This window comes from Aeromicrobium sp. (assembly GCF_049587115.1).
GTDB lineage: Bacteria > Actinomycetota > Actinomycetes > Propionibacteriales > Nocardioidaceae > Aeromicrobium.
The window spans coordinates 1-20,671 of sequence record NZ_JBAVDI010000055.1 but is presented as its reverse complement, the minus strand read 5'-3'; the positions used below and the strand labels follow the sequence as shown (position 1 = coordinate 20,671).

At 66.7% G+C, this 20,671-nt stretch carries 22 protein-coding genes; 13 read left to right on the top strand and 9 right to left on the bottom strand.

Annotated features, from left to right (window positions below; all coding sequences use genetic code 11):
- Positions 1-5: 5 nt before the first annotated feature.
- Both ilvC and WB461_RS05460 read left to right on the top strand, forming a co-directional pair.
- Positions 6-1,031 carry a ketol-acid reductoisomerase gene (gene ilvC / locus WB461_RS05465; protein ID WP_423851709.1) on the top strand — a complete coding sequence of 342 codons (1,026 nt, stop codon included), beginning with the start codon at positions 6-8 and terminating at the stop codon, positions 1,029-1,031.
- 101 nt (positions 1,032-1,132) lie between these two features.
- On the top strand, positions 1,133-1,789 hold the full coding sequence (locus WB461_RS05460) for a YczE/YyaS/YitT family protein (RefSeq protein WP_423851708.1): 657 nt from the start codon (positions 1,133-1,135) through the stop codon (positions 1,787-1,789).
- Here the strand turns inward: WB461_RS05460 and WB461_RS05455 are convergent.
- The gene (locus tag WB461_RS05455) at positions 1,786-2,349 is read right to left on the bottom strand and encodes an O-methyltransferase (RefSeq protein ID WP_423851707.1); all 564 of its coding nucleotides are present in this window, start codon (positions 2,347-2,349) and stop codon (positions 1,786-1,788) included. The two genes, WB461_RS05460 and WB461_RS05455, sit on opposite strands and share 4 nt — an antisense overlap.
- A gap of 490 nt (positions 2,350-2,839) precedes the next feature.
- On the opposite strand from WB461_RS05455, the gene WB461_RS05450 reads away from it, so the two are divergent.
- The 3 genes from WB461_RS05450 to WB461_RS05440 all read left to right on the top strand — a co-directional run bounded on the left by WB461_RS05450 (position 2,840) and on the right by WB461_RS05440 (position 6,611).
- Positions 2,840-3,907 (top strand): 3-isopropylmalate dehydrogenase, encoded by a 1,068-nt coding sequence (locus WB461_RS05450; protein WP_423851706.1) that lies wholly within the window; start codon positions 2,840-2,842, stop codon positions 3,905-3,907.
- A gap of 43 nt (positions 3,908-3,950) precedes the next feature.
- A complete protein-coding gene (locus tag WB461_RS05445) occupies positions 3,951-5,051 on the top strand; it encodes a branched-chain amino acid aminotransferase (protein ID WP_423851705.1) in 1,101 nt (366 codons plus the stop codon).
- A 135-nt stretch (positions 5,052-5,186) separates the two neighbouring features.
- Positions 5,187-6,611, top strand: coding sequence for an aspartate ammonia-lyase (locus WB461_RS05440; RefSeq protein ID WP_423851704.1), 1,425 nt, complete (start codon positions 5,187-5,189; stop codon positions 6,609-6,611).
- A 6-nt stretch (positions 6,612-6,617) separates the two neighbouring features.
- Here the strand turns inward: WB461_RS05440 and WB461_RS05435 are convergent, their stop codons facing one another.
- Positions 6,618-7,313, bottom strand: coding sequence for a hypothetical protein (locus tag WB461_RS05435; RefSeq protein ID WP_423851703.1), 696 nt, complete (start codon positions 7,311-7,313; stop codon positions 6,618-6,620).
- 158 nt (positions 7,314-7,471) lie between these two features.
- Here WB461_RS05435 and cimA point away from each other — a divergent pair, with 158 nt between their 5' ends.
- On the top strand, positions 7,472-9,079 hold the full coding sequence (gene cimA / locus WB461_RS05430) for a citramalate synthase (protein WP_423851702.1): 1,608 nt from the start codon (positions 7,472-7,474) through the stop codon (positions 9,077-9,079).
- Between the two features lie 47 nt (positions 9,080-9,126).
- The gene (locus WB461_RS05425) at positions 9,127-9,879 is read left to right on the top strand and encodes a type IV pilus modification PilV family protein (protein WP_423851701.1); all 753 of its coding nucleotides are present in this window, start codon (positions 9,127-9,129) and stop codon (positions 9,877-9,879) included.
- On the opposite strand, the gene WB461_RS05420 is transcribed toward WB461_RS05425, so the two are convergent.
- From WB461_RS05420 to WB461_RS05400, 5 genes are read right to left on the bottom strand one after another with little or no spacing between them, the layout of a single operon-like run.
- Complete coding sequence (locus tag WB461_RS05420; protein ID WP_423851700.1) at positions 9,876-10,304, bottom strand: GNAT family N-acetyltransferase; 429 nt, start codon at positions 10,302-10,304, stop codon at positions 9,876-9,878. The two genes, WB461_RS05425 and WB461_RS05420, sit on opposite strands and share 4 nt — an antisense overlap.
- Positions 10,305-10,312: 8 nt before the next feature.
- The gene (locus WB461_RS05415; protein WP_423851699.1) at positions 10,313-10,702 is read right to left on the bottom strand and encodes a Fur family transcriptional regulator; all 390 of its coding nucleotides are present in this window, start codon (positions 10,700-10,702) and stop codon (positions 10,313-10,315) included.
- Between the two features lie 8 nt (positions 10,703-10,710).
- Positions 10,711-11,553 (bottom strand): metal ABC transporter permease, encoded by an 843-nt coding sequence (locus WB461_RS05410; RefSeq protein ID WP_423851698.1) that lies wholly within the window; start codon positions 11,551-11,553, stop codon positions 10,711-10,713.
- Complete coding sequence (locus WB461_RS05405; RefSeq protein WP_423851697.1) at positions 11,550-12,314, bottom strand: metal ABC transporter ATP-binding protein; 765 nt, start codon at positions 12,312-12,314, stop codon at positions 11,550-11,552. The genes WB461_RS05410 and WB461_RS05405 overlap by 4 nt, the downstream gene beginning before the upstream one ends.
- A complete protein-coding gene (locus WB461_RS05400) occupies positions 12,311-13,225 on the bottom strand; it encodes a metal ABC transporter substrate-binding protein (RefSeq protein WP_423851696.1) in 915 nt (304 codons plus the stop codon). The genes WB461_RS05405 and WB461_RS05400 overlap by 4 nt, the downstream gene beginning before the upstream one ends.
- 189 nt (positions 13,226-13,414) lie before the next feature.
- Here WB461_RS05400 and WB461_RS05395 point away from each other — a divergent pair, with 189 nt between their 5' ends.
- Genes WB461_RS05395 through WB461_RS05380 form a run of 4 tightly spaced genes read left to right on the top strand, consistent with a single transcriptional unit; the run spans position 13,415 to position 17,928 of the window.
- Complete coding sequence (locus WB461_RS05395; RefSeq protein WP_423851695.1) at positions 13,415-14,800, top strand: glycine--tRNA ligase; 1,386 nt, start codon at positions 13,415-13,417, stop codon at positions 14,798-14,800.
- 25 nt (positions 14,801-14,825) lie between these two features.
- Entirely contained in the window at positions 14,826-15,401 is a 576-nt protein-coding gene (locus WB461_RS05390; RefSeq protein WP_423851694.1) for a hypothetical protein, read from the top strand.
- A 57-nt stretch (positions 15,402-15,458) separates the two neighbouring features.
- Entirely contained in the window at positions 15,459-16,625 is a 1,167-nt protein-coding gene (dusB, locus tag WB461_RS05385; protein ID WP_423851693.1) for a tRNA dihydrouridine synthase DusB, read from the top strand.
- A gap of 37 nt (positions 16,626-16,662) precedes the next feature.
- On the top strand, positions 16,663-17,928 hold the full coding sequence (locus tag WB461_RS05380; protein WP_423851692.1) for a uracil-xanthine permease family protein: 1,266 nt from the start codon (positions 16,663-16,665) through the stop codon (positions 17,926-17,928).
- Here WB461_RS05380 and WB461_RS05375 read toward each other — a convergent pair.
- On the bottom strand, positions 17,925-19,235 hold the full coding sequence (locus tag WB461_RS05375; protein ID WP_423851691.1) for a PH domain-containing protein: 1,311 nt from the start codon (positions 19,233-19,235) through the stop codon (positions 17,925-17,927). The genes WB461_RS05380 and WB461_RS05375 overlap by 4 nt on opposite strands.
- The gene (locus WB461_RS05370; RefSeq protein WP_423851690.1) at positions 19,219-19,707 is read right to left on the bottom strand and encodes a PH domain-containing protein; all 489 of its coding nucleotides are present in this window, start codon (positions 19,705-19,707) and stop codon (positions 19,219-19,221) included. The genes WB461_RS05375 and WB461_RS05370 overlap by 17 nt, the downstream gene beginning before the upstream one ends.
- A 186-nt stretch (positions 19,708-19,893) precedes the next feature.
- On the opposite strand from WB461_RS05370, the gene WB461_RS05365 reads away from it, so the two are divergent.
- Together WB461_RS05365 and WB461_RS05360 are read left to right on the top strand one after the other, a co-directional pair.
- Complete coding sequence (locus tag WB461_RS05365) at positions 19,894-20,094, top strand: hypothetical protein (protein WP_423851689.1); 201 nt, start codon at positions 19,894-19,896, stop codon at positions 20,092-20,094.
- A gap of 52 nt (positions 20,095-20,146) precedes the next feature.
- Positions 20,147-20,671: chromosome segregation SMC family protein (locus WB461_RS05360; protein ID WP_423851688.1), on the top strand; the 525-nt coding region annotated here is incomplete at its 3' end.

Here is a 20,671-nt window from a genome sequence, read left to right as displayed (position 1 = left end):
ACCCCGTGGCTGAACTGTTTTACGACGACGACGCAGATCTGAGCATCATCCAGGGCCGCCATGTGGCGGTCATTGGATACGGCAGCCAGGGGCATGCGCACGCGCTGAACCTGCGTGACTCGGGTGTCGACGTTCGCGTCGGCCTGCCCGAGGGCTCGAAGAGCCGCGCCAAGGCCGAGGCCCAGGGCCTGCAGGTCCGTTCGGTCGCCGAGGCGGTCGAGGAGGCCGACGTCATCGTCATCCTCGCGCCCGACCAGGTCCAGCGCCACGTCTACACCGAGGCCATCGAACCCAACCTGGTCGACGGTGACGCGCTGGTCTTCGGCCACGGCTTCAACATCCGGTTCGGCTACATCAAGGCTCCAGCGGGTGTCGACGTCGTGCTGGTCGCACCCAAGGCTCCCGGCCACACGGTGCGCCGCGAGTTCGTCGACGGTCGCGGCATCCCCGACATCATCGCTGTCGAGCAGGACGCCTCCGGCAAGGCATGGGAGCTCGCGCTGTCGTACGCCAAGGCGATTGGTGGCACCCGCGCGGGCGTCATCAAGACGACCTTCACCGAGGAGACCGAGACCGATCTGTTCGGCGAGCAGGCCGTGTTGTGTGGCGGCGTGTCGCACCTCGTCCAGGCGGGCTTTGAGACACTGACCGAGGCGGGATACCAGCCCGAGATCGCCTACTTCGAGGTGCTGCACGAGCTCAAGCTCATCGTCGACCTGATGTGGGAGGGCGGTATCGCCAAGCAGCGATGGAGCATCTCCGACACCGCCGAGTACGGCGACTACGTGTCCGGTCCGCGGATCATCGATTCCGGCGTGAAGGAGCGCATGCAGGCGGTGCTCGCCGACATCCAGGACGGCACCTTCGCGAAGCGCTTCATCGACGACCAGGACAACGGTGCCAAGGAGTTCCTCGAGCTTCGCCAGAAGGAGGCCGGCCACTCGATCGAGGCCACCGGCAAGGTGCTGCGCGCCCACTTCTCGTGGCAGCAGCAGGACGCCGACTACGTCGAGGGCCAGGCCGGCCGCTAGTCCGGAGTCCGGGCTCACGAACGTCATCACCGCTGGTGCGGGCCTGCCCCGCGTCGTCACCCCGAGGGGGCCGGATCATGAATCGCGTAGGAGCGCGAGCGATGAGCGGCATGACCGCGCGGCTGAGCAGGCTCCTGCTGGGTCTGTTTCTTTACGGCTTCACGATGGCGATGCTGGTCGAGTCGACGCTCGGGCTGGATCCGTGGGACGTGTTCCACGAGGGACTCGCGCACCACGTTCCGTTGACGTTCGGTCAGGTCGTGATCCTGGTGGGCGCTGTCGTGCTGGTGCTGTGGATCCCGTTGCGGCAGCTTCCGGGGATCGGCACCGTGCTCAACGTGATCGTCATCGGGCTCGCGGCGGACTTCGGCATCGCGGTCATTGCGCAGCCTGATCACCTGTGGTTGCGGGGTCTGCTGCTGCTGGGTGGCGTGCTCGGCAATGGATTCGCCGGGGCGCTCTACATCGGTGCGCAGCTCGGCCCCGGTCCCCGCGACGGACTGTGGCTCGGCCTGGTTCGGCGCACGGGGCGAAGTGTCCGGTTCTGGCGCACCGTCATCGAGGTCACTGTTCTCGTGGTGGGCTTCATCCTCGGAGGCACGGTCGGTGTGGGCACGGTGCTGTACGCCCTTGCGATCGGACCCGTCGTGCAGTTCTTTTTGCCCTACACCGAGGTGCGCCTCGCATCGGGCGCGCACGGCCGCTCGCACGTCCCTCCCGACCCGGAGCGGAGCCGACCCAGGACCGAAGGTGCCTAGCGGCGCGTGGCGATGATCAGCGAGGCGTCCACATCGATCAGCATCTCGACCGCGGCAAAACGGTCGTCGGTCAGCCAGCGCTCGCGGACGGTGTCGACGCGGCCCTCGACGATCGGCGGCCAGAAGGCCGAGGGCACGAAGTCGTCGAGCACCGCGATCCCACCGGGCTCGAGCAGATCGGCGATGACGTCGATGCTCTCCATCACCTCGCGAACGTCGACGAACAGCAAGGAGAACGGGGCGTACCGCTCCAGGGTCGACCAGTCCCCGGCGATCACGTCGACATGGTCGGTGCCGGCGAAGATTCTCTGCACGTCGCCGGCCAGGGCGGGATCGAGCTCGGCACTGACGACGCGGGCACCGGCAGGGGAACCGCTGGAGAGCCAGGCGGACCCCACGCCGCAGCCGGTTCCCAGCTCGGCAAGTGTGCCTGTGCGGGAGGCCGCTAGTGCAGCCAGCAGCCGGCCGGTCTCGTTGCGGATCGAGGTGATGAATCCGCGCTGGCGCGAAAGGTCGAGGGTCCTCGACACGAGCTCGGGGACTTCGGCTGGGGCGCTCACGCGGCCAGTCTGTCACGAGCCGTGGGGCCCGGTGAACCGTGCCCGGCGGTGTGATCGGACCACGTGGTGAGACACCTGGGGATGTTCGCGCCGATCCTGCCGGTCGGCGGTATCGTGATCGCATCATGCGGAAGCAGCTCGTAGTAATCGCTTGCCGCGGCAGGGCCTCTTAGGGCTACACCCTGCCGCGGAGTTTCGGCGTTGGCCCGCCGTTTCGCCGCAGGGTTGCTGATCATGATCTGATCGCTCGCTTTCGTACTCTCCTCGGATGATCTCCGGACACGTGTCTGGTGGAACGGCGAACCCATCGTCGATCCCCGCTTCCGTCCACATCGAAGGAGACAACATGGAACCCCAGCTGATGGAGTGGGGCCCTGCGCACCTGCGCGACGAGGCCGTCCCGCCCGAGCTCGAGCTGGCCGACCGGCCCGATGACAATTGATCACATTGCAAGACGCCAGTTTCACATCCTGAGATGTGGCCGCCTAGGATGAGTCCCATGACTCGTACGTTCTCGCTGGCCGTGGTTCCCGGAGATGGCATTGGTCCTGAAGTGACAGCCCAGGCTCTCCAAGTCCTGGATGTCGTTGCCGAAGACCATGACACCTCGTTCGTTCGGACGTCCTATGACCTGGGCGCGAAGCGTTGGCACGCAACAGGAGAGACCCTGCCGGACTCCGTGCTGGACGAGATTCGCCAGCATGACGCGATCCTGCTCGGCGCGGTGGGCGACCCCAGCGTGCCCTCGGGAATTTTGGAGCGGGGCCTGCTGCTCAAGCTCCGCTTCGCGCTGGATCACTACGTCAACCTCCGCCCGTCCAAGCTCTTCCCGGGAGTGGCCACCCCGTTGGCAGATCCCGGTGCGATCGACTTCGTGGTGGTCCGCGAGGGGACCGAGGGTCCCTACGTCGGCAATGGCGGAGCGATCCGGGTCGGCACGCCGCACGAGCTCGCGACCGAGGTCAGCATCAACACGGCGTACGGCGTCGAGCGGGTCGTCCGCGACGCGTTCGCCCGCGCGCAGGCCCGTCCGCGCCGCAAGCTCACGCTGGTCCACAAGAACAACGTCCTGGTCCACGCCGGGCACCTGTGGACCCGCACCGTCGACGCGGTGGCCTTGGAGTTTCCTGACGTTTCGGTGGACTACCTGCACGTCGACGCTGCGACGATCTTCCTGGTGACCGATCCCGGCCGCTTCGACGTGATCGTGACCGACAATCTGTTCGGCGACATCCTCACCGATCTCGCTGCCGCGATCACCGGAGGCATTGGCCTCGCCGCCAGCGGAAACGTCAACCCTGATCGAACAGCGCCAAGCATGTTCGAGCCTGTGCACGGCTCCGCTCCCGACATCGCCGGCCAGCACAAGGCCGATCCGACCGCGGCGATCCTGTCCGGCGCGCTGTTGCTGGAGCACCTCGGACTTCCCGAGGCCGCGGCCACCATCACGTCGGCCGTCGAGGTCGACATCGCCGAGCGCGGCTCCGTCTCCCGGACCACCGAGGAGGTGGGGGAGGCCATCACGTCGCGCGTGGCCGAGGGCGTATCGGTGGGCTGATCACCGCTTACCTTTGACTTGAGAAAGTACTACCGTGATTACTATGACTTCCAAGCAATTCGCGAGCAGGTTCGAGTCGAATCCTGCCGCCCGAACCGCCGAGCAGCGCGACGCGATCCTGGCTGATCCCGGTTTCGGCAACCACTTCACCGACCACATGTTCCTGGCGGAGTGGACTCCGAGCACCGGGTGGGACAACGCCCGGGTCGTCCCCTACGGCCCGCTGCTTCTGGACCCCGCGACCGCGGTGCTGCACTACGCTCAGGAGATCTTCGAGGGCCTGAAGGCCTACGTCCACGCCGACGGGTCGATCTGGTTGTTCCGCCCCGAGGTGAACGCGGCACGGATGCAGCGCTCGGCGCATCGCCTTGCTCTTCCCGAGCTGCCGGTGGACTGGTTCCTCGGGTCGGTCCGGGCGCTGGTCGAGGCCGACCGCGACTGGGCGCCGGCTGGCGAGGAGAAGAGCCTGTACCTGCGGCCGTTCATGTTCGCCTCCGAGGTCTTCCTGGGCGTCCGTCCCAGCCAGCACGTCACGTATTCAGTCATCGCTTCGCCTGCGGGTGCCTACTTCGCCGGCGGCGTGCAGGCGGTGTCGATCTGGCTGTCGACCGACTACTCGCGTGCCGGCGCCGGCGGCACCGGCGCGGCCAAGTGTGGCGGCAACTATGCCGCGAGCCTGCTGCCTCAGCAGGAGGCCGCCCAGCATGGCTGCGCGCAGGTTGCATTCCTGGATTCGACCGAGCACGCGTGGGTCGAGGAGCTGGGAGGCATGAACCTGTACTTCGTGCATTCCGACGGCTCGATCGTCACCCCGCAGCTCTCCGGGTCGATTCTCGAGGGCGTCACCCGTGACTCGATCATGACGATAGCCCGCGACCTGGGGCACGAGGTCGTGGAGCGCCGGGTTGGTATCGACGAGTGGCGAAGCGGCACGGCCGACGGCACGATCACTGAAGTCTTCGCGTGCGGCACCGCAGCCGTGGTGACTCCGGTTCGATCGCTCAAGTGGGACGGTGGCGAGGCCGTCAGCGGCGACGGTGAAGCGGGCAAGGTCACGACCGAGATCCGCGCAGCGCTGATCGACATCCAGTACGGTCGGGCCGCCGACCCACACGGCTGGATGACCCAGATCGTCCCCGGCTGACCGGTTCTCGGGGGCCGGCGGACGTGGAGTGACTGTACCGGCCAGTACAGTCGCGCCCGCGCCTCCGGTGCGCCCAGATGTTCTATGGTCGGAGTGCGGGGTCCAAGGATGTGCCTCGACAACTGGAGGACCATCATGACGACAGCCACGCGCTCCGAGCACGACCTGATCGGCGACCGTGACGTCCCGCTGGATGCGTACTGGGGTGTCCACACGCTCAGGGCTCTCGAGAACTTCCCGATCACCGGCATCCCGATCGGCATCAGCCCCTTTCTGGTCGAGGCGCTTGCCGCGGTCAAGGAGGCGGCGGCGACGGCCAATCACGATCTGGGACTTCTTGATGATGAGCGCTTCGGTGCGATCCGGACGGCCTGTGAGGAGATTCGCGCCGGCCGGCTGCGGGAGGAGTTCGTCGTCGATGTCATCCAGGGTGGTGCCGGCACCTCGACCAACATGAATGCCAACGAGGTCATCGCCAACCGTGCGCTGGAGCTGCTGGGTCACCAGAAGGGCGACTATCACGTCATCCACCCCAATGAGCACGTCAATCTGAGCCAGTCGACCAACGACGTGTACCCGACGGCCGTCAAGATCGCGATCATCCTCGCGACGCATTCGTTGCTCGAGGCGATGGAGGTGTTGGAAAACTCCTTCGCCGCCAAGGCGGACGAGTTCCACGACGTCCTCAAGATGGGACGCACCCAGCTGCAGGACGCAGTACCGATGACGCTGGGCCAGGAATTTCGGACGTACTCGCTGATGATTGGCGAGGACCGCAGCCGACTGTCCGAGGCCTTGTTGTTGCTGCACGAGATCAATCTCGGCGCGACCGCGATCGGCACCCAGCTCAACGCAGCAGCTGGCTATGTCCCGTCCGCCTGCCAGCACCTCTCCCGGCTCACCGGACTGCCGCTGCAGAGCGCCGTCGACCTGATCGAAGCGACCCAGGACTGTGGGGCGTTCGTCCAGCTGTCCGGCACCCTCAAGCGGGTTGCGGTCAAGCTTTCCAAGATCTGCAATGATCTGCGGTTGCTGTCCTCAGGCCCTCGTGCGGGTTTCAACGAGATCAATCTGCCAGCGGTACAGGCCGGGTCGAGCATCATGCCCGGCAAGGTCAATCCGGTGATTCCCGAGGTCGTCAATCAGGTCGCGTTCCAGGTCATCGGCCACGACATGACCGTCACGATGGCGGCCGAGGGCGGCCAGCTCCAGCTCAACGCGTTCGAGCCGATCATCTGTTACTCGCTGTCGGCCGGCATATCCCGGATGCGCGAGGCGATCCTCGTGCTCGCCACCAGGTGTGTCGACGGAATCACGGCGAATGTCGAGCTCCTGCGCAACGAGGTCGAGAACTCCATCGGCCTGGTCACCGCACTCAATCCATACATCGGCTACGCCGCGGCGACCGATGTTGCCCAGGAGGCGCTGGCGACCGGGCGTGGCGTTGCGGAGATCGTGCTCGAGCGTGGGTTGCTGCCGCGCGAAAAGCTTGAGTCGATCCTGCGCCCGGAGACCTTGGCCAATCTGGCGCCGCGGGCGAAGCCTCCCGCTGAGCAGTAGTCCCGGTCAGGGCGTGAAGAGCGTCGCCGCTGGGTCCCCCAGGAGTGTCACGAGCAGCAGATTGTCTCCAGAGTCGTACGACACGTCGACGTCCAGCGCGCGGTCGCGTGGTGTCGACGCCGCCTCGTCGTCACCGAGCCCGTAGGCGATGTCGCGGAGCGTCACGGTCGCACGGCCGACGGGATCGTTGGTCGGCCACTCGGCGAGCAACCGATGCACCAGACCGGCCAGAACCGCGCTGAACATCGGGTGAGTCTTCTCGTCGACGTCCAGCACGACTGCCTCCGGCAGTCCGAACGACGTCAGACCGATCGTGGGCAGGCGTCCGTCGCTGATGTCGTGGTAGCTGACGACGTACCACTGGGTGGCGTGGGCGAGGGAGACCTGGTCGGAGCGTTGGTCGATGATGCGGGGGATGGTCAGGTCGATCACGACACCGTCGTGCTCCTCGGCCAGCAGCAAGGCATCCACCCGGGCATCCCGCGTCGTGAACGCGACGTCCTCGAGGGAAGCCTGGCGCAGGATCAGGTGCTGGTGCCGGCAGGACCGCAGCCGGCGAATCGCCAACTCGGAGGAGCCGTAGTGTCGCAGCAGCTCGGCGGACGGCGGAGGAATGAGGTCCTCGGAGTCGAGGGGATCGGCAGTCATCACCGCGTACATGACCCTCGGCGCCACGTCGACGGGAACGGGTCTGGCGGTCATAGGTCGATCAGTCTAGACTGAGCTGCATGCAGAGCATCTCGATCATTATCGGCAGGCGCGCCGGGCACTGACTCCAAGCCCCCGACGCGCTGCCTCCCATCCCGTGGGGGGCTTTTTTGTTGCCCGACCAGATGCCGACCGGAACGAAGGATCGACCAGTGAACGCAGGCCACCAGAGTGTGAGCGACTTCCACGTCTATGACACGACGATGCGTGACGGCGCGCAGCAGGAGGGTCTCAATCTGTCCGTCCAGGACAAGATGCACATCGCCCGTCACCTCGACGATCTCGGCGTCGGGTACATCGAGGGTGGTTGGCCGGGCTCGAATCCCAAGGACACCGAGTTCTTTGCGCTCGCGGCGAAGGAGCTCGACCTCAAGCAGGCGACGCTCGCGGCCTTCGGTGCGACCCGCCGGGCTGGTGTGGCGGCGGCGGACGACCCGCTGATCCAGGCCCTGCGCGACTCTGGTGCCTCGGTCGTGACGCTCGTGGCCAAGAGCCACGACCGGCACGTGATCGAAGCGTTGCGCACGACGCTGGACGAAAACCTCGCGATGGTGCGCGACACCGTGACTTATCTTCGTGAGGAAGGACAGCGCGTCTTCGTCGACCTGGAGCACTTCTTTGACGGCTTCCGAGCGAACCGCGACTATGCTCTGGAGGTCGTCCGCGCTGCGGGCGAAGCGGGCGCTGAGGTGGTGATCCTCTGTGACACCAATGGCGGCATGCTCCCGCACTGGGTCACCGAGATCGTCACGGACGTGGCTCGGATTGGTGTGCGCCTGGGCATCCACGCTCACAACGACACCGGGTGCGCAGTCGCGAACACCATGGCCGCGGTCCAGGCTGGTGCGACCCACGTCCAGGGCTGCATCAACGGCTACGGCGAGCGCACGGGCAACGCCGATCTGGTCACGTGCGTGGCAAACCTCGAGCTCAAGCTTGGCCTGCAGGTCCTGCCGGAGGGGCGTCTGGCGGACGCCTCCCGCATCTCGCATGCCATCGCCGAGATCACGAACTACCCGCCGTCGGCCCGCCAGCCGTACACCGGTGTCTCGGCCTTCGCCCACAAGGCCGGACTGCATGCGAGTGCGATCCGGGTTGACCCCGATCTGTACCAGCACATCGACCCCACCCTGGTCGGCAATGACATGCGGCTCCTGGTCTCGGAGATGGCCGGCCGGGCCACCATCGAGCTGAAGGGCAAGGAGCTGGGCTTCGACCTCGCGAATGATCCGGTGCTGCTCGGCCGAGTCACGGACCGGGTCAAGGAGATGGAGCAGTCCGGCTACACCTTCGAGGCCGCTGACGCATCGTTCGAGCTGCTCCTCGCCGAGGAGATCGACGGCACTCGACCCTCGTACTTCGACGTCGAGTCATGGCGCGTCCTGGCCGAGTCCGCGCGCGGCGACGATGCTGTCGCGGAGGCAACGGTCAAGCTGACTGCCGGAGGTGTGCGGCTCGCCGTGATCGGCGAGGGGAACGGTCCCGTCAACGCCCTCGACCACGCACTGCGCCAGGCGATCGAGCAGGTGTATCCCGATGTGGCCCGGTTCCACCTGATCGATTTCCGGGTTCGGATCCTGGACCAGGGGCACGGCACGGACGCGATCACACGGGTCTTGATCGAGACGTCCGACGGCAAGGACGTGTGGGTCACGGTGGGCGTCGGAGCCAACATCATCGAGGCTTCGTGGGAGGCGCTCGTGGACGCGTTGACCTACGGTCTGCGTCGGCACGCAGTCACGCCCCGCATCAATGACTGAGGCCGGCTCAGGTTGACCGGCGCCCGGCGCGCTGGCAGCGTTGGCTCGTGAACATTCGTGCCCGCAGGGTCATGATCGCGTTGCCAGTCGTGCTGACCGTGGTGATCGCGGGGATCATCGGTGCACTGGTCGCAGCACAGAGCCACCGGCAGACCGAGCAGATCGCCCAGGCCGATCTGGTTGCGCAGGACTACCTCGGGGCGGTCTCGTCGTTCCGCTCCACGATCGTCAAACGAGTCGCCGACGGCAAGCAGGCCGACCCGGGTGCGCTCCGGAAGATCGTCGAGCGGGCCGTGGCCGAACCCCCGAAGCTCGCGAAGGCGTCGCGGTTCGGACGGGAGCACTCCGCGGTCTACGCCGAGGCCGAGCAGACCGAGGCGACGATCCTGGAGCCATTCACCCGCCTCAGTGCGACGTTGAAACGCGCAGACACAGCAGGCGACTTCATTGCCGCGGCACAGTCAGTTCTCGCCCTGCGTGCCACCGACTACATCAGCACGAGCGTCACGAGCAGCGGCCCGATCCGATCGACGCTCATACCGGTCCTCACCGCTGCGCGCGACAGATTTTCGCGGGTTCAGGTGCCACCAGGCCGGCAAGAGCTGGCCAAACAGGTCACCGACGCCGTGCAATACCTCATCGACAAGGCATCCGAGCTCGCGAACCGGATCGACAGCCGAGAGTATTTCTCCTTCTCCTACCAGGAGGAGTTTCAGACGGCGTCGGACGCTGTCAGTGACTACGCAACCCAGGTCAAGGGTGACGTGACCGAGGCCGTCAATGCAGTGAGCGACTTCTAGGATCTGCCCTCGGCGAGCCGCTTCATCGGCACGTGGACGATGCCGGCTTCGAGATAGTCCTCACCCGAGCGGACGTAGCCGAAAGACATGTACCACCGCTCGAGCGGGGCCTGGGCATTGAGGTGCAGCTCGCCTGCTCCCCACAATCTGGTCACCTCGGCCATCAGTCGGCCGGAGTGCCCGCGGCCGCGCTGGTCCTTGCGGGTGCAGACCCGCCCGATGTGTCGGAGGCCGTCTCCGCCGACGTACACCCGGAGATAGCTCGTGAGGCCGTCGCCGTCGCGCAGCCACAGGTGCGTCGTGGAGGCCAGCAGGTCCCGTCCGTCGACATCCTCTTCATCGACCTGCTGCTCGACGGCGAAGACCGCATCGCGGATCCGCCAGACGTCGTAGACGTCCTGCGCCGAGAGCTCGTCCCCGCTCATGCGGACGATCATGGCGCGCAGCTGTGGCAGGTGCCGAAGATCTCCAGGGTGTGCGAAACATCCTGGAATCCGTTCTCCTCAGCGATCTTGTCGGCCCAGCGCTCGACCGTCGGACCCTCGACCTCGACGGTGCGTCCGCAGGACCGGCACACCAGGTGATGATGGTGCCCTGCGCTGCACTGGCGATAGAGCACCTCGCCCTCGTCATTTCGCAACGCGTCGACCTCGGTGGCATCGACGAGTACCTGCAGGCTGCGATAGACCGTCGACAGGCCGACAGACTCGCCGCGCTGCTTGAGGATGTCGTGAATCTCCTGCGCACTGGCGAATCCGTCGAGGTCCTCGAGGATCGCGACGACTGCGCGTCGTTGGCGGGTGTTGCGGAGTGCTTCGACCATGTCTCTCCTCAGGCGACTTCTGCTGGACGGCGGCGGCTGCTCCGCAGCCGCCGGGCTACTGCTCCGGCGAGGGCGGAGATCGCGAAGATAGTCAAGGCCAGCAGCACGATCGTGGGACCTGGCTGGGTGTCGATCTGATAGCTGGCCACGACCCCGCCCAGGGCCGCGACCAGACCGATGGCCATGGAGGCCAGATGGGTGGTGCGGAAGCTTCGGGTCAGTTGCTGGGACGCCGCGACGGGCACGACCATCAGTGCTGACACGAGGAGCAACCCGACCGTGCGCATCGCGACCGTGATCGTCACGGCGGCCAGGACCGCTATCAGGATGCTGTAGGCGCGAACCGGCACGCCGCTGACCCTGGCGTGCTCCTCGTCCTGACACACCGCGAACAGCTGCGGGGAGAGCCCGACGGCGAGCACGACCACGAGGACTCCGAGACCGGCCACGAGTGCCAGGTCGCCCGACGACACTGTCAGGATGGAACCGAACAGGTAGCTGTTGAGGGTGGATGCACTCTCGCCGGCGAGATTCGTGAGCAGGACGCCGCCAGCGATGCCCCCGTAGAACAGCATCGCGAGCGCGACGTCGCCGCTGGTCCGCCCGTACATGCGCAACAGCTCGATCACGATCGCACCGACCACCGCCACGACGACCGCGGTGAGGATCGGAGCGATGCCGGTGAGCAGGCCGAGGGCGACCCCGGTCAGCGCCACGTGCCCGATCCCATCGCCCAGGAGTGCGAGCCGGCGTTGCACGAGGAACGTGCCGATCGCCGGAGCTGCGAGCCCGGTGAAGGTCGCCGCGATGAGGGCCGCGCGCATGAAGTCGTAGCCGAGGAGGTCGATCATCGCCAGACCCCCTCGCCGGTGAGTCCTTCGGGTCGTGGGGGAGCGCCGGTGTGCATGTGGACGTGAGCGTGGTCCTCGCCGGTCAGTCCCTCGACCGGGCCGTCGTACGCGACCTGACCCGCATGCAGGACCACCGCCCGGTCGATCAACGGCCGCAGGGGTCCTAGCTCGTGCGCGACCAGCAGCACCGAGGAGCCGTCGTGCACCAGCCCTCCCAGCAGCTCGGCCAGTGATTCCTGGTTGTCGTGGTCGACGCCCGCAGTGGGTTCATCCATGATCAGCAGGTCGGCTTCCGAGGCCAGCGCTCGGGCGATCAGCACACGTTGCTGCTGCCCACCGGACAGGTCGCTGAGAGCCGATCGCGTGCGATCGGCCAGGCCGACCCGCGCGATCGCAGCGATGACGGCGGTCGAGTCTGCCTTGGTGCTCCAGCCGACGAAGCGGCGATGGGCCAGCCGCCCGCTCATGACGACTTCGTGCACCGTGGCAGGAACTCCCGCCACGGCCCGCGAGCGTTGGGGCACGTAGCCGAGCCGGTGCCGGTCGTGGAAGTCGGCGAGCGGAATGCCGAACAGGTCGACCGTGCCACCACTCATCGGTGTCAGACCGGTCGCGGCGCGCACGAATGTTGACTTGCCCGAGCCGTTCGCGCCCAGTAGGGCGACGAACTCACCACTGGTCACGTCGAGGTCGACCTGCCGCAGGACCTCTCGACTGCCGAGTGTCACGGTCACGCCGCGGGCGTGGAGTGCGGTGCTCATGGGCAGGAGTTCGCTTTCCGCAAGGTCTGGAGATTCATCCGCATGAGCGTCAGATAGGTCTCGCCCTGGGTCGCGTCGGAAAGCCCCTCGATGGGGTCGAGCGTAGCGGTGCGTGCGCCAGTCTCCGAGGCGATGGTGTCCGCGATCGCCGGACTCACGAGCTCCTCGGTGAAGATCGTCGTGATGTTCCGGCTCCGGACCAGTGACGTGATGTCGGCCAGCTGGGACGGCGACGGCTCGTTGGACGGATCGATCCCCGCGATCGGTATCTGTTTCAAGCCGTACCGGTCGGCGAGGTACTGGAAGGCGGCGTGACTCGTCACGATCGTGTCGGTGCGGCAGTTCTGGAGACCGGCCACGAAGTCTTGGTCGAGCGACGAGAGCTCGGCGACGAACCGGGCCGCATTCGCGGCATACGTCGAGGCGTGCTCTGGATCGATGGCTGCCAGCTTCTGCTGGACTGCTTCGGTCACGGCGATCATGTTGCGAGGGTCGAGCCAGGTGTGTGGGTCCTCGTTCGCCTGGTCCCGCCCCCCACGCTTGTCCCCTCCCCGGGCCTGTTCGCGCTGCAACGTCTGAGCGATGTCGAGCGTGTCCTTCGACGATCGCCCGGCCTGATCAACTGCCTGGTCGACTGCTGCCTGGAAGTTCTTCTCGTAGATGACCAAAGCGGCTCCCTGGAGCGTCGCGACCTGCTTGGGCCTGAGCTCCAGGTCGTGGGGCTCGACCCCGGGGGAGGTCAGGCTGGCGACGTCGGCGAGCGAGCCGCCGACCTGCTCGGCGACATAGGCGAAAGGGTAGAACGAGGCGACGACCTGAGTCTTGTCGCCGCCGCCGGGGGTCGATCCGCTGCAAGCAACGAGGATGACGGCGAGCGGCAGGACGCAAGTCAGGAACAAAATTCTCCGCATGACAATCATTCTCAAGTAGATGACAATGGTTGTCAAACGCTCCGACTGGGCTCCGCGAGTAGGGACGGCTGGCCCACCACCGCCATCTGTGTCGTGTCGCACCGACTAGAGTGGGAAGCCCTCGGGCGCACGTGATCACGATCGCGTGCCCAGGCCCGCCGACACCCAGCCGGATTGGAACATCTCCCCATGGCATCGACCGTTGACAGCGTCATCAGCCTCAGCAAGCGCCGCGGCTTCGTCTACCAGTGTGGCGAGATCTATGGCGGCACCCGGTCCGCGTGGGACTACGGTCCGCTCGGCGTCGAGCTCAAGGACAACATCAAGCGCCAGTGGTGGCGGTCGATGGTGCAGGGCCGCGACGACGTCGTCGGTCTGGACTCGTCGGTCATCCTGCCGACCGCCGTGTGGAACGCCTCGGGACACCTGTCGGCGTTCGTCGACCCACTGGTCGAGTGTCAGCAGTGTCATCGCCGATTCCGTCAGGACCACCTGCAGGAGGCCTACGCCGAGAAGAAGGGCATCGACGACCCCGACACCGTCACGATGGACCTGATCGCGTGCGCACACTGCGGCACCAAGGGTCAGTGGACCGAGCCCCGCATGTTCAACGGCCTGCTGAAGACGTATCTCGGCCCGGTCGAGTCCGAGGAGGGCCTGCACTACCTGCGACCCGAGACGGCGCAGGGAATCTTCATCAACTTCGCCCAGGTCATGACCACGGCACGCAAGAAGCCGCCGTTCGGCATCGGCCAGATCGGCAAGAGCTTCCGCAACGAGATCACCCCCGGCAACTTCATCTTCCGCACCCGCGAGTTCGAGCAGATGGAGATGGAGTTCTTCGTCGAGCCGGGAACGGACGAGGCGTGGCACGACACGTGGATCCAGACCCGAATGGACTGGTACACCGGCCTCGGCATCGATCCCGACAACCTGCGCCTGTACGAGCACGCGGCCGAGAAGCTCTCGCACTACTCCAAGCGCACCGTCGACATCGAGTACAAGTTCGAGTTCGCCGGCTCGACGTGGGGTGAGCTCGAGGGCATCGCCAACCGCACGGACTTCGATCTCACGACCCACGGCGAGCACTCCGGCAAGGATCTGTCGTACTTCGATCAGCCCAACAACAAGCGCTGGACCCCGTACGTCATCGAGCCGGCTGCCGGAGTCAACCGCTCGATGATGGCCTTCCTGATCGACGCCTACGTCGAGGAGGAGATTCCGAACGCCAAGGGTGGAACCGACAAGCGTACCGTGCTCAAGCTCGACAAGCGGCTGGCGCCGGTCAAGGCCGCAGTGCTGCCGCTGTCACGCAACGAGGACCTCTCGCCCAAGGCGCGCGCGCTGGCGGCTGAGCTGCGCGGGTTCTGGAATGTCGACTTCGATGACGCCCAGGCGATCGGCAAGCGCTATCGCCGGCAGGACGAGATCGGCACGCCGTACTGCATCACGGTCGACTTTGAGACTCTGGACGACCAGGCCGTCACGATCCGAGAGCGGGACTCGATGACGCAGGAGCGCATCGCGCTCGATCAGGTGACGTCGTGGCTCGCGGCGCGCCTGCCGGGATGCTGATCCACCCGTGGGCGACAATCGGCCGGTGAACCGTTTGTGGATCGCCGCGGCTGCAGCGGCTGCGCTCGTGGGCGGATGCTCCTCGGCGCCCGACAAGAAGTCCGAAGCTGTACCGGTTCCAAAAGGTTTCGACGTGCCGGCAGGCGTGACATTGACCAAGGGTGGAACCAAGCTCACCGAGGACGAATCGGCCAGCGTGATCTACCAGGTCGGCACCAAGGCCACGAGCGCCATCACCGTGACGGTCGCGGCGGTCCGCAAGGGGTCGATCAAGAAGGACTTCACCTTCTTCTCCCTGGACGACGCGACCAAGGCCTCGACCCCGTTCTACGTCGACGTCACGGTGACGAACGAGGGGCCCGCGGGGCTGGGTGGGGCGGCGCTGCCGATCTTCGCCCATGACTCCAGCAACACCAACCTTCCGGCCAACGACATCGTCGGAACCTTCCGGCCGTGTCGGAACTCCACCCTCCCCAAGAGCTTCCTGCCCGGTGCGACCGCCAACCTGTGCCTGGTCTACCTCGTTCCGAAGGGCAAGGCCCTGCAGTCGGTCGATCTGCAGACCGGCTCCGCCCGGGACGCCATCACCTGGACTCCCTAGGACCGTCGACCAGACGTCGGTTCTTCGGAGCTGGGTGTTTCTGGGAGAATTGGCGGCATGTCGACCGCCGCGCTGTCCCGCGCCCCCGAACGCGGGAGATACCCCCAGCTTCGGCTGGGAGATCTCGAAGTTCCCACTCCGGTCGTTTTGGCGCCAATGGCCGGTGTGACCAACGCGGCCTTTCGTCAGCTCTGCGCCGAGCAGGGTGCAGGACTGTACGTGTGCGAGATGATCACGTCGCGCGGAATCGTCGAGGGGGACAGGACGTCGTTGTCGATGCTGACCTTCGCGCCGAACGAGACGGTGCGCTCGGTCCAGCTGTACGGCATCGACCCGGTCCACGTCGGCCGCGCGGTCGAGATCCTGTGCGCCGATCATGGCGTCGACCACGTCGACCTCAACTTCGGCTGCCCGGTGCCCAAGGTCACCCGCAAGGGTGGTGGGGCCGCGCTGCCGTGGAAGGACACGCTGCTGGGTGAGATTCTCACCGCCGCGGTGTCGGCCGCACAGCCCTACGGCGTGCCGGTCACGATGAAGACCCGCAAGGGCATCGACGATGACCATCTGACCTATCTGGACTCCGGTCGTATTGCCCAGGAGACCGGGTGCGCTGCGATCGCGCTGCATGGCCGTACGGCTGTCCAGCACTACTCCGGCCGAGCTGACTGGGACGCCATCGGTGAGCTCAAGGCCGCAGTCGACATCCCGGTCCTCGGCAATGGCGACATCTGGGAGGCCGCTGACGCGATTCGGATGGTCGAGCACACCGGTTGTGACGGTGTCGTCGTCGGTCGCGGCTGCCTGGGCCGGCCTTGGCTGTTCCGCGACCTCGCGGCTGCATTCTCCGCGGAGCACGTCGTCGGGCTACCCACACTTGGCGAGGTGGCCACCGTGATGCGTCGCCATGCCGAGCTGCTGGGCGAGCTGATGGGCCAGGAGCGGGGCTGCATCGAGTTTCGCAAGCACATCGCGTGGTACCTCAAGGGATTCGCGGCGGGCAAGGACATCCGCAGCAGCCTGGGCATGGTGTCCTCCTACGCCGATCTCGATGATCTGCTGGGCCGGCTCGACCCCACCGAGCCCTATCCGGTCGCCGAGCTGGGCACGCCCCGCGGAAGGCAGGGCACTCCCAAGAAGGTCTCGGTACCGGACGGATGGCTGGATTCCCGCGACATCGTCACACCGATGGATCCCGAGGCAGAGGACGGCACCAGCGGGGGATAGCGTCTCCACGCACCCCGGACCCGCTCGAAGGATTGACATGCCCCAGCCCTGGACCCTGCACTCCGACGGCCGCACGATCGCAGAAGGAGAGATCGTCGGCCCGACCGAGCGCCTGACCTGGCCGCGCACGATCGGATTCGGCGCGCAGCACGTCGTCGCGATGTTCGGAGCGACCTTCCTGGTGCCGCTGCTGACGGGCTTCCCGCCGTCGGCGACGTTGTTCTTCTCCGGCGTCGGCACGATGCTGTTCTTGATCATCACGGGCAACCGGTTGCCGAGCTACCTCGGCTCGTCATTTGCGTTCATCGCGCCCATCGGAGCGGCCACCGCGACCGACGGCATGGGCGGTGCACTGTTCGGGATCATGGTCATCGGCATTCTGCTGGCCGTGGTCGGCGGCATCGTGATGATCACCGGCACGGGCTGGATCGATGCGCTCATGCCGCCGGTGGTGTCAGGCGCGATCGTCGCGCTGATCGGGCTCAACCTGGCACCGGTCGCGGCCGACAACTTCGGCAAGGCGCCGTGGACCGCGCTGGTGACGCTGGCTGCGGTACTGCTCATCGCGGTGGCGTTCCGTGGGCTGACAGCGAGGCTCTCGATCGTCGTGGGTGTCGTCATCGGCTATGCCTTCGCTCTGGTCGCTGGCGACATCGACTTCACCGCGGTCGGACAGGCCGCCTGGATCGGGCTTCCGGACTTCCACACGCCGACCGCGGCCTGGTCGGTGCTGCCGACCTTCCTGCCGGTCGTCCTGGTGCTGGTCGCCGAGAATGTCGGCCACGTGCGCAGCGTCGCGCACCTGACCGGTGACCAGTCGCTCAACCGGCGCACGGGCCGCGCTCTGCTCGCGGATGGACTCGCCACGACACTGGCCGGCGCTGGTGGCGGATCAGGAACGACGACATACGGCGAGAACATTGGCGTCATGGCGGCGACCCGGGTCTACTCCACGGCTGCCTACTGGGTCGCGGGCGTCACGGCGGTCCTACTTGGCCTCTCACCCAAGATCGGCGCGCTGATCAACACGATCCCCGTCGGAGTGCTGGGTGGCATCACCACGGCCCTGTACGGCCTGATCGGCATCATCGGCGTCAAGATCTGGATCGACAACCGGGTCGACTTCTCCAGGCCGGTCAACCAGTTCACCGCTGCCGTCGCGCTCGTGATCGGCATCGGCAACCTGACCATCACCCTGGGTGACCTGGTCTTCACCGGGATCGCGCTCGGCACGATCGCGGCGGTCGTGGTGTTTCACGTCATGACCACGGTGGAGCGGCTCCGCAGCGACGCCGCTGCCTAGCCGCGCGCAGCGCGGGCGCGCTCGAGCTGCTCGAACAGGATCGTCCGCGCATCGTGCTCATCCAGATGTCGGCCGTCCGCGTCGACCGGGCCTTGGGGGGAGTGCACCTCGAGCGTCGCGACGTGCCGGCGCCGCTGGATCGGCCCCTGCCGCAGCTCGACCGACTGGGTCTTGTGGTGCGGCACGATGCTGGTCGTGCGCTGGATCCACCCCTGGCGCGCCACGAAGGTCCGCTGGTTGGCGCCGACCCAGCGGTACCGCCACCCGATCGGCGCGAACAGCCACGAACGACGGGGAGCCGGCACCGCTGGCACGGACGCGACTGCCGAACCGGGAATCAGCTCGGCGATGATCGCGTCGGCCAGAGGACCGTCCGTGATCGGCAGCAGGGTCGACGACGAGGCGGTGCTGTCGTCATCACCGTGCGCGGCGAACCCGGCTACGTCGACCTCGAGCCGCTGCCAGCCGAATCGCCGCCACACGTAGGGCTCCCTGACCGCGATGCCCTGCACCCGTGCGAACGGGATGGTCTGCGAGGTGCGGGACAACAGGCCGCGCTCGATCCGGAGCCCGTCCGCGCCACGCGACAGGGTGAAGTCCCACTGCTGGAGCACGCGTTTGCCGACGATCTGGATGAGCCAGGTCCCCAGCGGGATGATGCCGCCGAGCAGCACGATGACCTGGTCGAACCAGATCGCGCCGCCGAGCAGGATGACCGAGCCGAATGCGGCGAGCAGGAAGTCAAGCGACAGCAGCGTGCCGATCACGACGCGCTGCGGAGGTACGACGGTGATGATGGTGCGCTGCTGCTCGACTGTGGCGGCGGTGTCGCCGTGCGCCTTGGCGAGCAGGACGCGGCGCAGATCCTGCGCGTCGGCGAGCCTGAGGAAGCGCAGGGACGTGCGCGAGTCCTTGCCACCGGCCATCTCGATCCGCAGCTCGGCCAGGCCGAGCAGCCGCGCGACAAGCGGCTCGGCGATGTCGACCGACTGCAGACGTTCGTACGGGATGCGCCGCGAAGCCTTGGTGATCACGCCGGAGCTGATCCGCAGCTCGGTGCCATCGATCACGTACCGCGTGAAGGCCCAGGTCCCGAAGCCGAACCCCATGCCGAGGAGGAGTCCGCCGACCAGCGCGACCAGCAGACTCAGCACTGAGCTCATGGCGCCCCAGCCGTCGCGGGAGAACACCGAGCTGACCAGGCCGACCGACGCGGCGGCAGCCCACAGCGCGCCTTGCACCAGCCCGGTCAACGGGTGGGTCCGGAGGCCGATCGGCTCGTGGGTCGGCTCAGAGTCCGGCGCCATGAGCCTCGCCCAGCTCGGTCAACCGGTTGCGGAGTCGGGTGGCCTCGGTTGCGGGCAGCCCGGGAATGTCGGCCGCAGTCTCGACACTCGCGGTGTGCAGCGTGACCGTCGCGACGCCGAACGCCCGAGCCAGCGGCCCGGCCTCGACGTCGACGAACTGCATCCGTCCGTAGGGGATCGCGACGAGTCGTTTGAACATCACGCCGCTGGTGACCAGCAGGTCGTCATCATTCTCGGCATACCCCCAGCTGCGCTGATTCCGCGCTGCCCAGGTCCACCCCCACGCATATCCGGCCACTGCACTCGTCACCAGGGCTGCGCCGAGCCACCGTACGTCGGGCGTGACCAGGAGGGCGATGCCGAGGACCAGCGCGACCGCCGCGGGTGCGGCGATCAGGATGCGCCGGATCGTTGCGAGCCGTGGTGACACGGTCTGCCACTGACCGACGGGAGGGCTGAAGAGTTCATCCACGTCGGTGACCCTACGCGTCAGGTCCATGGTCGACGGGACGACAGCAGGCGGACGATTCGATCGGCGGCTTCGAGAGCTCGCAGCCGGAGAGCGAAAGTTGACCGCGGATGGACTGCGGTGGGACAGTGGAAGACGCAGAGCAGCCTCTTCTGCCTCTTCCCTCAGTTCCATTCCGCGGAGAACTTCATGGCCAAAGCACTCATCGGCTACATCGGCGGCCCCACCGCAGACCAGCTGCGTGAGACCGCCCTGCTGCAGCGACGGATCGCCGACCTCGAGGATGAGATCATGCGCCTCAAGCTCGAGAACGACGGACTGCTGCGGACGATTCGCGAGCGGGTCGACACCGTGACCGCAGGCGACTTGATGGAGCCTGCGGCTCACTGACGCCCCAGCGGTCTAGGCTGGCCCCAACGGTCGTCCTGCGTAGGAGTCAGCGTTGTACCTCAAGAGCCTCACCTTGCGTGGGTTCAAGTCATTCGCCTCGTCGACGACCCTCCAGCTCGAGCCGGGCATCACCTGCGTCGTCGGGCCCAATGGTTCCGGCAAGTCCAATGTCGTCGACGCGCTCTCCTGGGTCATGGGCGAGCAGGGCGCCAAGTCGCTGCGCGGTGGCAAGATGGAGGACGTCATCTTCGCCGGCACCTCAGGGCGCCCGCCCCTGGGTCGCGCCGAGGTCGTCCTGACGATCGACAACTCCGACGGCGCGCTGCCGATCGAGTACACCGAGGTGACGATCTCCCGCACGATGTTCCGCAACGGTGGCTCCGAGTACGCGATCAACGGCAACACCTGTCGGCTCCTGGACGTACAGGAGCTGCTGAGTGACTCGGGCATCGGCCGAGAGATGCACGTCATCGTCGGCCAGGGCCAGCTCGATGGTGTCCTGCGGGCCACCCCCGAGGAGCGCCGCGGCTTCATCGAGGAGGCTGCCGGGGTCCTCAAGCACCGCAAGCGCAAGGAG